Source organism: Candidatus Methanocrinis alkalitolerans, assembly GCF_029167205.1.
Taxonomy (GTDB): Archaea; Halobacteriota; Methanosarcinia; order Methanotrichales; family Methanotrichaceae; genus Methanocrinis; species Methanocrinis alkalitolerans.
Map to the genome: position 1 here is coordinate 1 of NZ_JARFPL010000001.1, position 12203 is coordinate 12203.

At 40.0% G+C, this 12203-nt stretch carries 10 protein-coding genes and 1 pseudogene; 4 read left to right on the top strand and 7 right to left on the bottom strand.

Annotated features, from left to right (window positions below; all coding sequences use genetic code 11):
• Nucleotides 1–528: 528 nt before the first annotated feature.
• The 3 genes from P0O24_RS00005 to P0O24_RS00015 form a co-directional block, all read right to left on the bottom strand.
• A complete protein-coding gene (locus P0O24_RS00005) occupies nt 529–900 on the bottom strand; it encodes a hypothetical protein (RefSeq protein WP_316967683.1) in 372 nt (123 codons plus the stop codon).
• Nucleotides 901–1126: 226 nt separating this feature from the next.
• A complete protein-coding gene (locus P0O24_RS00010; protein ID WP_316967684.1) occupies nt 1127–2272 on the bottom strand; it encodes a hypothetical protein in 1146 nt (381 codons plus the stop codon).
• Between the two features lie 310 nt (nt 2273–2582).
• Nucleotides 2583–2846, bottom strand: a complete 264-nt coding sequence (locus tag P0O24_RS00015; RefSeq protein ID WP_316967685.1) for a hypothetical protein — start codon at nt 2844–2846, stop codon at nt 2583–2585.
• 171 nt (nt 2847–3017) lie between these two features.
• On the opposite strand from P0O24_RS00015, the gene P0O24_RS00020 reads away from it, so the two are divergent.
• Nucleotides 3018–4292 carry an IS4 family transposase gene (locus P0O24_RS00020; protein ID WP_316967804.1) on the top strand — a complete coding sequence of 425 codons (1275 nt, stop codon included), beginning with the start codon at nt 3018–3020 and terminating at the stop codon, nt 4290–4292.
• A gap of 560 nt (nt 4293–4852) precedes the next feature.
• Nucleotides 4853–5809 (top strand): annotated as a pseudogene (locus tag P0O24_RS00025) (IS701 family transposase).
• A gap of 108 nt (nt 5810–5917) precedes the next feature.
• On the opposite strand, the gene P0O24_RS00030 reads toward P0O24_RS00025, so the two are convergent.
• The 4 genes from P0O24_RS00030 to P0O24_RS00045 form a co-directional block, all read right to left on the bottom strand.
• A complete protein-coding gene (locus tag P0O24_RS00030) occupies nt 5918–6253 on the bottom strand; it encodes a hypothetical protein (RefSeq protein ID WP_316967686.1) in 336 nt (111 codons plus the stop codon).
• 216 nt (nt 6254–6469) lie between these two features.
• Nucleotides 6470–7087, bottom strand: a complete 618-nt coding sequence (locus P0O24_RS00035; protein ID WP_316967687.1) for a hypothetical protein — start codon at nt 7085–7087, stop codon at nt 6470–6472.
• A 1769-nt stretch (nt 7088–8856) separates the two neighbouring features.
• Nucleotides 8857–9018 (bottom strand): hypothetical protein, encoded by a 162-nt coding sequence (locus P0O24_RS00040; RefSeq protein ID WP_316967688.1) that lies wholly within the window; start codon nt 9016–9018, stop codon nt 8857–8859.
• A gap of 13 nt (nt 9019–9031) precedes the next feature.
• Nucleotides 9032–9418 (bottom strand): DUF1699 family protein, encoded by a 387-nt coding sequence (locus P0O24_RS00045; protein WP_316967689.1) that lies wholly within the window; start codon nt 9416–9418, stop codon nt 9032–9034.
• A gap of 708 nt (nt 9419–10126) precedes the next feature.
• Here P0O24_RS00045 and P0O24_RS00050 point away from each other — a divergent pair.
• Nucleotides 10127–10966 carry a hypothetical protein gene (locus tag P0O24_RS00050; protein ID WP_316967690.1) on the top strand — a complete coding sequence of 280 codons (840 nt, stop codon included), beginning with the start codon at nt 10127–10129 and terminating at the stop codon, nt 10964–10966.
• Nucleotides 10967–11621: 655 nt separating this feature from the next.
• Nucleotides 11622–12158: a hypothetical protein gene (locus P0O24_RS00055; RefSeq protein WP_316967691.1), complete on the top strand. Its 537-nt coding sequence runs from the start codon at nt 11622–11624 to the stop codon at nt 12156–12158.
• Nucleotides 12159–12203 lie beyond the last annotated feature (45 nt).

Below are 12203 nucleotides of genomic sequence, written 5' to 3' on the forward strand. Positions count from 1 at the left end.
AGGAGATGAAACGTATCATTGCGGAGTCCTTTTGTAGTTTCGCTAAATGCAAAAGTTATGCAGGTTATTGGATAGAGAAATTTTTATTGAATAATATGCATTATAAAGATTTATGCGAATGACTATAGATCGTTATCTACTGCTTCTAGAATTGTCTCGTTATCGTTTGGTATATAGTTATTCGGGGTTATTCTATAAATTCTATCCCATAACAACAGGCTTGCCTTTACCCAGTTTTCATCGTTAAATTCAATGGATGGAAAATACAATATAGAACCAGATGAGCCACTCATACAAATCCAAGGAGTCCTTTTCCTCACTTATATTTAAGGATTTTGGAGAGGATGCTATGTTGTAGAGTCCTTAATCTATTAAACTTCGAGAGTCTCATTTGCATAATACAGAAGGGGCCAATAAAGGTCGTAATAATTCACGATCCCTTCTTCTGAAAGCTCCATCGATTACCACCTAGATTTCGAGTAGCTTTGATTAGAACGCCACATCTCCCTCATATATCTCGGCGCCGAACTATATACCCTCATCAACCGCAGCATGATCCTTCATCAAGAAGATCCGCTCCTTGGGCGTCTCCGTGAATGCCACAGAGTTCTTTAGGACTGGAGCATACTTGCTGAACTTGTCCAGCTTGACTACATAACCCTTTAGATCCTCTATGGGATACGCATTGAACCCGTTCCTTTCGAGGAGCTTCAGCCCCTGGTTCCTCTCCCCTAACGACTTGAACTCAAACCTGTATGTATCCCGGTTGTAGTGGTAAGCAAGCTGCCTGAAAAGATCCTGGTTATCAGCGAAGAAGTATTTGAAGACCCATAGCTTCCCTACCTTGAAGACGTTAATACGTTTCCGTTTTTCTTCTACATCGAAGGTTTGCACGCTCATTGGCTACTCACACCTCCGTAATCATGGTCTTCGCACCTTTCCAAGAACCTGGGTCAATTAGTTGAATGCAACGCGATGAGAACTAAGACAATCGCACGGTTCGCGAACTAGGGCGCTTTTCGACGCCAAATTACGACGCTTCCTTGTGGAAATTCGCACGTATTTACTAGTAATAGTCGAAGTTGTTCGTGCCGGAGATTTAAACTACTTATTAAATATACATACATTAAATCATGTTATACAGTATAAGTTGAATTATTGAAACAATACTTGCAAGAAATGTTACTACAATCTTTAAAATGCTCTCCATATCAAACGGCCATGTTCTGATCTTATCTATCCGATCGATTGCATGTATATAAGCATTATAAGCGATGCAGGATTCTATATATCTGTTACTTTTATCGTCATTATATATAATAACTTCCAAATCTTTAATTAATTTTAATGTCCTGCTTTCATAAAACTCTTTACAGTTTTTTATTGTTTTATGTATATAGATTCCGGGCAATATTAAAACTATAAAAAAGCCAAATGGTGCAAGCAAAAAAACCGCTAAATCGGAATAAAACAAATATCTTTCATAATTTTGATTCAATATTCCTGATAAAATGCTTGGGAGGCCTATTATCAATGCGCTGTATGAATATAATAAGTTCATATGTATTATGTTTAATTTGCGGACTTGTATTATTGAATTAGGAGCATCGATTTGAAATTTATAGGATTCGTTAGAGATTTTTCGTAACAGTATCATTAATCCTAATATTATATATACTAAAGTCAGGGATGCCACCCAAGCACAAGTCACACCAATAAAGCCCAATATAGAGGTTAACAAAACGTCATTGTATGTGACAAGACCTGCTTTATAATAATTTATAAAATCAAAATATGATAACATAGAGAAGATTATCCCTAGAATAATTGAAATAAATGATATGTAGAAAAACCTATTAGATAATATGGAATATTCTTTGAACCATTCGGGCACAGGTTCATTCTTAAATTTGTATGGTGCAAATATAGCATATAGATAATTGTCCATATTATTACGTACTTTACATGGAAAATATAGTTCGCTACAAATAAATACGTCTAATGATACATCTCGCAATCTCCTTATCATAATCAATATCATAAAAACAGATACTGCCCATAGAAATCCCAAATTATTATAATAGAATTGTTTTGCTAATGGATACGCCAAATCTGATACTAAACCAAGAGTTATTAACGTGCCTATCGACGCAAAAAACACAGCGAATATGAGATATATGCGCGGTATTTTAGTTTTACTAAGCACAAATTCTATATAAAGTTCATATTGACGTCTTAATTTATCCCTACAATTCTCTTTATCTTGCTTCATATAGATCAGACGCTCTAATTCTTCAGATTACACTATCAGATATCAATCTTTCAGAGCCCTCAAAATGATTATATTCTCTGGCCATTATCTTTGTCCTCTTCTTGAAGAACTCATCTCTCTTGAATCGTTGACGGACTAGATGACACCTTCGCATTCACCTTCTGTGTGTATATTTTATCATCTGCAGTGGTGTTCAATCTATTCATTTAAAAGAGTATCCTAATTATGGCTGCAAATACATCAGGATTATTCGCTGAGGTGTAATCTATGATGGTGCTCTTTGAATTGGTCGATAACTCGCTTAGAGTTCTTAGAGGACTATACACCTTCTCCTCAGATACATGTCCCGGGCTCCATCGCCTTCCCACCAGCTAAGGTGCCAGTAGGTGTGGATCCTCGCAACCCCTTCCGCCGAGCATTTCGCTTTCTCCACTATGTAGAACCTCAGATCCTCCATCCTCGAATCAGGCTTCAAGCACTCAACCTCGGTTCTTAGCTGTCGGGCTTCTTCTTCTTCTTCTTCTTCTTCTTCTTGGCTCCTCGCTGTTTTATTTGGTTGGATTTCATAGGTCATCGGTTAAGGATCGGTTTAAATAGTCTCGCTGATTTTTGATCCCACTTCCGTCATACAAAATATAGCATAACCTTATTAATAACCTATTGGAACTATAGACCACTGATATATAATTCGCCGGGGGTAGCATCCGTGGTCGCTCGTCACTTAAATGTGGATATTGACCTGATCATGATGGAGCTTTGTGCTCTGTTTCCGCCTGAATGGCTTAGAGATAAGGCGAAAGAGACAGGTTTGATAAAGCGTGAGCGTAAGATCGATCCAATTTATATTTTCTGGTCATTATCGATAGGCTATGGGGTCTTTCTTCAACGGACTCTTGCCGCTTTGAAGCGCGACTATGAAAGATTTTCTAAGCAAATTTTGAGCGATAGTAGCTGGTACTACAGGTTCACTCCAGAGCTTGTTGCGTTTCTCCGAGAATGTGTGGTGCGAGGCGTTGAATACTCGGCCCAGGAACCCGGTCGAACCCTCAGCGATCGTCTTTCACCTTTCGAAGACGTCTTGATCCAGGACTCCACCATCGTCAGGTTACACTCAAAGCTGGCAAAGATCTGGCCAGCCACGAGATCGCGAAAAGTAGCAGCAGGTGTCAAGGTTTCCGTCCTCACAAGCGCAGTAGCTTGCGGTCCTAAGAGCGTAGCTCTGTTCTCCGAAAACACGAACGACATAAAGACTTTGAGGATAGGGCCATGGATAAAGGACCGGATCCTGCTTATTGACCTGGGGTTCTACAAGTATCAGATGTTTACTCGGATCAAGGAAAACGGCGGATACTTCGTTTCGAGGCTGAAAAGCAACGCTAATCCTCTCATCATTGAAACCCATCGTACCTGTCGAGGCAGAAGCATCGACGTTCGAGGAAAGCATCTTCAGGATGTATTGAAGGACTTAAAGAGACAGGTATTAGATGTCGAAGTTGAGGTGAACTTCAACCGCCGAGCTTATCGAGGCAAGGAGAAAAAGGACATCGAGCGGTTCAGGCTGGTGGCGATATACAACGAGGATGAAGATAAGTATCATTTGTATGTCACAAATATCTCTCCAGAGTTGTTGGAACCTGAAGAAGTTGCCAGGCTGTACGGGGCTCGATGGGAGGTCGAGATCCTGTTTAAAGAACTCAAGAGCAGGTATGCGCTAGATATGGTTCCTACATCTAATCCTCAAGTTATTGAGGCGATGATCTGGATAGCTATACTTACGCTAATAATAAGTCGGAAAATTTATAAAGTTGTCCGAGCCTTAAATCCCGAGGTTAAGATGGCAAGATTCACCACCCTTAGATGGAGCAATATCTTCACCGAAAACGCAAGCTCTCTACTCGCTGGCGTCCTTCAACATATGGGATTAGAAACTTCCTTAAAAACATCTTTAGAATTTAGTATGAGTGAAGCAGTAGATCCGCATGTAAATAGAAAGCGCTTTACCGAGGAGTGGTGGGCTTAACCGATGACCAATGGGTTGGATTTAAGGGATCATCAAACCTGTAACTTGGCCCCTATAACTTCATGAAGATTTCGAAAAACCCCTCAAAATCCCAAAATGCAGACCGTCCCTACTTAAAGGGTATTTAAATATGGGCGCTCGACCAGAGGATAATCGAAGTCCTCTCATGACTGCTGGGAACAGGGATGATCATGAGACGTATAGTTACCTGATGATTCAGGAGCGGGATTCATGGCAGGCATTCACATGATCAAGTCCGCTTATCGCTACCCTGAAGTTACCCACACGGAATAGCTAAGAGCCATTTTTTACTTTTTGCTGATACCCTGAAGCTCCGTCTCGGGGAGAGCCGTCGCAACTCGAATATTATAAGGTCATATCCTTTTGAGCTCGCGTTCTAGTGCCACTTCAAGATCAAGAAAAGTTATACGAATAGGACTTACGCATTTGACGGAAGATTTTTAGATGATCCGGTCCATCCAAATACAAACACAAATATGAGGTGACGTATAAAATTGAATCCACCCAAGTGTTGCGACCTGGACTATATCCACTTTCTGATGGCTGCTGCCAACGTTTTTACGTGTACCGAAGCAGCTCGATGTCATCCGGAGGGGTCAGATTAACCCTCCCACGATGCATTTACTCGACTTCTACAAAGATGGCCGCCAGATACGGAGGCATTGTGGATCGAATCATCACATCTCGTTCGGCCTGGTGAAGGCATCTTAATCGTGGACGATACCACTTTAGACAAGCTTTATGCAAAAAAGATGGATTTAGTTTACCAACAATATAGTGGGAAACATCATAGTGTTGTTAATGGGATCAATATTACTACATTGGTATGGACAGATGGAAATTACGTGATTCCTGTTGATTTTCGGATCTATGACAACTACAATGATGGAAAGACCAAGAACGATCACCTCCAGGACATGTTGGAAAAAGCAAAGGAACGAGGCTTCCGACCCGATTTCGTTCTCTTCGACAGTTGGTATTCCAGCTTAGATAATCTCAAAAAAATCCGTGGCCATGGGTGGCATTGGCTAACTCGACTCAAGAAAAATCGACTGGTAAACCCCGATAAAACAAATAACGTTCAGATCTCAACAATAGACATTCCTTCAGATGGTAGAAATGTCCACCTGAAGGGTTATGGATTTGTCAAAGTGTTCCGGATAGTTTCCAAAGACGGTGACGAAGAACATTGGGCAACCGATCTGATCGACATGGAAGAACCAGATCGAAAAGAACTAGCACGCAAGTCTTGGAAAATAGAAGAGTATCATCGCGGAATAAAACAGTTTTGTGGCGTAGAACGATGTCAAGCGCGGAATGGGCAATCTCAGAGAACACATATACTCTTCTCAATAAGGGCATTTCTGAGATTTGAAGTCGATAGGATCAGAACGTCTCGGGGCTGGTTCGAGAGCAAGCAAAGTGTCATTCGAAATGCTATAAGAGAGTATATAAAATATCTAAATTATAATGTCTCAGCCACGCTAACTGCGTAAGTCCTAACGAAAATTCTACTTGCCGAAAAACAGTAGCAAGCGAGCTTTCCGGACACATCTCTGGGAAAATAAGCTAACACTGCTTGAAGGGGCACTAGATTGAAGTTATTACCATTCGCTTGTAAGGTCATAAGGACTTTCTAATAATCTCTTTAAAATTAGATCTTTTCTGGAAAATTTTTCGAACCTATTTATCTTTACCCAATCTAATTGTTGCTCATATGGTACAAGATTATCTTCAGAATCATACATATAGCAAATCATGATGAAGTACCTATTACCATTATCAATTAAATGGTGTGGGCCTATGTTAAAATTTGCGTGCCCATGAGGCCCAATAGTTTTGCTCCCACAGCTTAATATTTCAAAACCTTCAAGTCCTGTAAAATTTTTGAATTCGGAATACTTTACCCGGCATTTCGCATTAACGGTTTGAACGCTCATTAATTTTCCTGCTATCGATTTTTTGAGAATAGATATCAATCGACTCTGTATAGAGATCAAATAAGGCCAGCTTCATAAAGACTAAGAATATAATTATTAAATTTTTATAATATACTGAATTGTTAATATCGTGTTGACAAATTCTAGTAAAATTATTTTAAACAAAATTTAAGTTAAACGTTTGAATTTATGCACATTTTGGCAAGCAATAAATTCTTAATTTTGCATAGCCTTACTGCGGAATGCCGGCTTTACAATTCCATCACTAATATATACAACTGGCTTTACTTTATACATGTTATTAAAATAGTTTTTAATAGTTATATTGAAATAAGCCGACGTCTCCTCGAATCTATAATTTAGTGAACCTGTGCCAGGAGTTCTTCTAAATAACACTAAATCTCCTTCCAAAGGCAATTTAATCTCTTGATCCAACCAAAGCTCTTTGACGCTTGCTCTGGTTGTAGCTGTATGGTATAATTTTACAGTATAGTCTTTATTTCTTTCTATATTTTCTATATATGCATAAGCCACCCAGTCACTACTTCCGTAATAACCCTTCCCGTAAACTGTTTTAGAATTTGAGTCTTTTGGTATCAAGTACACCTCGATTATGCCTCCTGTAGGGAACATCGGTATCAAGGGGAAATTACCATGTACCTCAACTACTAAGCCTTGTAAAGGGTCAAAATCGCCACCAATTTCAGTATCGTAAAGCCCGAATTTAAATATCGGCATACTAAGTAAGGTATATATTACAGCAATAAAAATCAAAGATGATACGGTTGCCTTTAAGCAGCGTTTGAGACGAAACCAAGGGCCTATTATATTCATATATGTCAACACCTAAAAAACATATTTCCGAAAATATCTATATTCAGAGCCTTTATAGGGATTGAACACATTACATATAACACATATATTAACACGATGAATAAACCTATTAATAATCCCAAAGATAAAAAGGGTCTAGCAGTTATAGGAAGAATAGACATAAATTTGATACCTACATTGCCTAAACTATAAATAATATTCGACATGAATATAACACATATAAATAAAAATAGTAAAATTGAACTAATAAATGTAGAAATAAAGAAAGGCTTAACTACTCCATAACATGTAATGCTTTCCAAGAAATACTCCCATATAAAAACGTGAAAAGAAGGATATGGATTTTTTATTAAAAAATATATGATTCCGCCTGAAAGCAATAAGAATATTAAAGCCGTAAAAATGAGGTCAAATAATAATACAATAATGAATATACTAAAATTATAAAATTTTACTTTCTGCAAAAGCCATAAAGTTTCCTGAAGTGATATATAATCCGGAATTGCATTTATAATTATAATTACTAACAAGACTTGCAAGAGCATCTTCGGAGTAATCAGCACCAGTAGTTCGACAGATGATTCATATTGTTGAATAGCATAATAATTAATAAGAAGAACTAGAATAATTGATACAATGCACGATATAGAAAACCGCCTAAAACTCCAGAAATCCCCCAAATAATCATTTAATCTTTTGACGAAATATTTTGGAATATCTAGGATATTCTCGGTCACTCTCTGAGTACCCCTGAGCATATTTGCTACTTCGTTTCTTATATCGGGATCTCTTTGATTTTTATCTAATATATAAAATACTGAAACGATAACAGCTATTATTTTGAATAAATGTGACAAAGCTCCTATATCCACGTCAATTAGTTCCTTTATTCTTGCTATTTAATTGTTACGCCTTTCTATAGAATTTTCCAGTTCAATCGTATCGAGATTCAGATATGAGATTCATAATGAAGATCCGCTCTTTTAAGGTCTCTTTAAATTCTCCTAGTTATCATAGGCTGCAGCCTTCATATCGTAGTCTCCATAACCTCCCGATAATCAGGTCGATTAGCGTAATAGCCAAGTTACGGGAACAAAGTCGATCACACAGCTCCTGATATGAGGTACTCATTGAAGCCAAACTCCTAAGCCTTCTTATGGATTCGAGCTCATAGGCCGCCTTTTTCAGACTTTCCTCCTCTATGGATTTAATGATCTCATCGATGGAGGTGCTGAGAGCATAAGCCTTGTAGGGTCGGCCTAATATCCTCGCCACCTCGGCGAAAGCTTGCGCATAACCACGGAGGAGGTGGAGGAGATCACCGGGGAGAAAATCGGGTCTATCACCAGAACGGGCCTGCCAGCGACCCGCCTGTGAAGGACCGGGCCCCTATGCATAGCACAACAAGACCTCCGGAACGAGAAACTCGGAGGATCGCAGGAGATGATTAAATATTGAGGCTGAATAAAAATATCATGGAAGCAGATTACCGACCCACCTGGCTCTTCGCCAACGCCCTCGACGCCTCAGATCGAGGCCATTACCTCTCTTCCCTTTAATAGGCTCCTCGCTGTTTTGTGTGGGTGGATTTAAGGGACCACTATTCCTGTAGCTTGGTCCTAATAACTTCAGGACTGCAGGGATTTGGGATGATCATGAGATGTATCGCCACCTTATGACTCACTAACGAGATCCAAGGCAAGCATTAACATGATCTAATCCGCTTATCGCTATCCTCAAGTTACCCACAGAGAATAGCGAAGAGCCCTTTAATAAAAGTAGGTAATGGCATTCATCGGCTTAGGATCGCCGATCTCGCCGAGAACTGTAGCAGGCTCCTCTCGTACCTTTTTGGCCCCAAATTTCAGGTCAAGTATCAGGTCGTCCAGTCTATCCGCAGTGACGGGCATCACCAGATCAGCCAGCGTCATCACGCCTTAGTCCTCATCCAGGAGAAGAAGCGATCTTGACAGATAAACAATGTTTTGATGTTACCTCCCTACGACAACCCCCACCAACCCCGGCGATACCCCCCAACTCCTCCGCCACCGTTGCGACGATCTGCTTGGAGTCTGGCCCCTCGGTACGGACCTCCCTCGCCCTCTGGAGGATAAAGGCGTAGTCGGCGGTTATGTACTCGTCTATGTCGGTTCTGTGGCCTTGTATCCGCCCCGGAAAGAGCTTCACCCCCTGAACCTTCAGGAGGTGCCGAGAAGATTTGGACATGTTTCTATATCTGTACGGAGAGAACTCGACCGCCTCTAGAGGAGGGCATATCTGTATCAGCTCAAGAAGGGTGGGGGTGGAGATGGGGGAAGTCAGATGAACCACCCCCTATTCAGGATCCACGGTGGCTATCTCGACCCGAGAGTTGATGACTCGGATTAGCATTATGGCCTCCTCGCTGTTTCATAGAGGTTCATCTCACTTAAATTATTAAAATATATATTTGTGTGAATATTTTTTGTTGTCCTGAAGGCTCTCGCGGAGTCTTTCGCTGATTGGATAAGGCTATTATTCTCATCAAGACTCCATTATTAATTCTGGTATTTATATAGTTCAGAATAAATGCAGATAAGCCTTAATCGTTTTTCTATTCAGGCTAACAGGGGTCAGCCAGCAGCACGTTAGTCAAATTGCTGCGGCGCACTCCGTAGCAAGCTGCGGGGTATACGATAAAAATTAAAACACCATTGTTTCTGTGCAATTCGCTATATGGTCAAAAAGATTAAATAACTAAAACTCAGGTGAAATAAGTTGATCTATATGCAATATGAGCTTTATATAGAATATTTACTTAATAAAACCAGAATACCTCATATATATATTTTATTTGCATTTTTTTGGGCGTTCGGTGGTTCAATGTTGATATATATTTTATTATCAGATTATGCTAAGATATATTATATAGAATGGTATTATTATAATTTGGGCTTTCTTTGGTTTTTATCGGTTTTTATGACTTTAATTATGATCAGAAGATTACGAGACATATCTATCGATATATTTATCAAATGTAAATTGCCATATCCTAAGACAATGAATAGATGCAAAGAAAAATATTTGTATGCAATATTTACTCCATATAGACTTAAGAATAATGATTTAAACAACTGTTTTAAATCTCGTAAAATATTATTGTATATAATATACAACCGTTTATCAATTGCTTTTTTAACCGCGATCTGTTTTGGTTCATTAGCTGCTGTAATATCATATCATGATCTTGGATTTTTGCATGACTTTAACGATATTATGTTTATTTATGATATTTATGTAAACACAATATTTACCTTTTTAGGTGTTACCGGAGCTTGGATTGCTTCTATAGTGTTAATTTATATAATGGTAGGACTAGTATTATTATTGAGAAAATTTTTAATTGAAATTGATAATTTAGAAATTAATACTACCAACTCAGTAATGAAACTCAAAAACTTGAATAGATTACACATGAATCTCTTATATGCTTATGCTTCGCTAATGATCGGTCTTCCAAGCCTTATGATCACATTCGAGAAAAATGCTGGAAAAATAGTATTTTACACAGATGCTATATATCTTTTTCTTGCTCCCGTAGGCTTTTTTGTGATTTTATTTTTGCCGGGAATATACATACATAATATAATAAAGATAAGTAAAGACCAGTACACAGATCAATTATTAAATCTAATTGAAGATATGGAAAGAGTGATTTGCAGATACGAAAAAGACAGTGAATATATCAATGCATGCATAGCGTATAATGCTTATATCAGTACCTTGGGTCGTTTAGAAAAAGTTAGAACGTGGCCTGTCGATAAAGAGAGCCTTATGAAGATTATTGTAACATTTATGATAAGTATCATATCGATAATTGGTGACCATTTCTTTGTGTGAAGTTTTTCGTCAACACCGGTCTAAATATGTCCAATTACGGCGGAATAAAACTGTCCAGATGTTAATCCCTGAGCTGAACCGGAGGGGGTTGTGCCGATGCAGGCTTCACCAGAGCCTCACAGAGGTCCGATTTATCAGGGCGAAGGATCTTCTTATCCAATCCATTTGAGCAATCTGGCCTCAAGAACCCGGAAGGACGGCAGATTCTCTGTATCCAGGTCTACTATGATAGGGTAGTTGGGTCCCACCGCTATTTTTATTCAGCCTTGATTTAAAAATCTCTGATTGAATCCTGAAGGATCTAACGGCAGAGATCGATACTGTCTCCTGGAATGTGATTCTCTCCAGGCGGAGCGCTGGCGGCCCTGGAGGCGTTTTGGAGGGATGATCTCTTCCGATTTTTCCCCCTTCACACTTTAAAACGGTAGCCTCCTAGACGAAAATATATTGTATAAAACTTTTGTCATAATATCAAGCCAACATAGGGGGCCGAGATAAAACTTAAGCGGACGAAGAGACTCACATTCCGATCACAGCAGACAGCGGAAGAGTGGCTTGAGAGAGAGGCGACGATCTCGATGCCTAGGGCAAGTGCATCCAAGCTCTCCAAGGTCATCGCTGTAATCCATTAAGCAGATCGAGGAGCGAACAAGATATGAAACCAGACGTAGCGTTCTTGATTTCCTCTGAGGAGGCCGAACATATCAGCGATATCCCCAAAGACTTCACGACCCGCGAGAGATGGTTTATCGCCGAGGACGAGACCGAGACCTGGGTCTCCTTGACGTTTCTGGAGGGACTTCGATCTATCGGCCGGGACCCCGAGATCTTGCAGGCGTCCGAGGAGCTTCCTGTATTTTGCGGTCCAGCTTCGCCGATCGATACGGTTGAGCACGGGGACGAATTGACGGCACGAGCGTTATCACTTATCCCCGAGGCCGTTGGTGTGGTCTATGTGGGCTGGGAATACCAAAGAGAGTTCGCCATGGAGTTCATGACCTGGATGGAACGGTTCTTCTGCTATTCCCAAAAGGATGGTCGTCCCCTTACCTGGCTGATCCTCTCCGACCCATCGGGCCAGCGCGACGATACGGGGCGAGAGGTGGCGAGGTGGGCGCATACATCCCTATACCGCCGAGAAGATAGCTTTAAGGTCTGGCTGGAGGGGCTGGGTTTCAATCTCGACGAATAACCGGCACCGCCATCTAAATGACCAATATAATAATTGGATAAGCGA

Coding starts and splice junctions, on each gene's coding strand:
- P0O24_RS00005 (WP_316967683.1), bottom strand. CDS start 900: ATGAGCGTGCAAACCTTCGATGTAGAAGAAAAACGGAAACGTATTAAC.
- P0O24_RS00010 (WP_316967684.1), bottom strand. CDS start 2,272: ATGAAGCAAGATAAAGAGAATTGTAGGGATAAATTAAGACGTCAATAT.
- P0O24_RS00015 (WP_316967685.1), bottom strand. CDS start 2,846: ATGACCTATGAAATCCAACCAAATAAAACAGCGAGGAGCCAAGAAGAA.
- P0O24_RS00020 (WP_316967804.1), top strand. CDS start 3,018: ATGATGGAGCTTTGTGCTCTGTTTCCGCCTGAATGGCTTAGAGATAAG.
- P0O24_RS00030 (WP_316967686.1), bottom strand. CDS start 6,253: ATGAGCGTTCAAACCGTTAATGCGAAATGCCGGGTAAAGTATTCCGAA.
- P0O24_RS00035 (WP_316967687.1), bottom strand. CDS start 7,087: ATGAATATAATAGGCCCTTGGTTTCGTCTCAAACGCTGCTTAAAGGCA.
- P0O24_RS00040 (WP_316967688.1), bottom strand. CDS start 9,018: ATGACGCTGGCTGATCTGGTGATGCCCGTCACTGCGGATAGACTGGAC.
- P0O24_RS00050 (WP_316967690.1), top strand. CDS start 10,127: ATGAATAGATGCAAAGAAAAATATTTGTATGCAATATTTACTCCATAT.
- P0O24_RS00055 (WP_316967691.1), top strand. CDS start 11,622: ATGAAACCAGACGTAGCGTTCTTGATTTCCTCTGAGGAGGCCGAACAT.